The organism is Streptomyces violaceorubidus (assembly GCF_000717995.1).
Lineage (GTDB): Bacteria > Actinomycetota > Actinomycetes > Streptomycetales > Streptomycetaceae > Streptomyces > Streptomyces violaceorubidus.
Genome location: NZ_JODM01000236.1, coordinates 1 through 233, shown reverse-complemented (window position 1 = coordinate 233; position 233 = coordinate 1). Strand labels below are relative to the sequence as shown.

At 65.2% G+C, this 233-nt stretch carries 1 protein-coding gene; it reads right to left on the bottom strand.

All coding sequences use genetic code 11. From position 1 onward, the window contains the following. On the bottom strand, positions 1-233 hold a 233-nt coding region (locus IE94_RS37015; protein WP_037925226.1), incomplete at both ends, for a condensation domain-containing protein.

The window sequence follows — 233 nt, the reverse complement described above, 5'->3', positions numbered from 1 at the left end:
CGTGAGGGGGAGCGTTCGGGGTTGAGGGTTTCGACGAGGCGTTCGAAGGGGGTGTCCTGGTGGGTGTAGGCGGTGAGGTCGGTGTCGCGGACTCGGGTCAGTAGTTCGGTGAAGGTGGGGTTGTTGGTGAGGTTGGTGCGTAGGACGAGGGTGTTGACGAAGAAGCCGACGAGGTGGTCGAGGGCGTCGTCGGTGCGTCCTGCGATGGGGGTGCCGATGGGGATGTCGGTGCC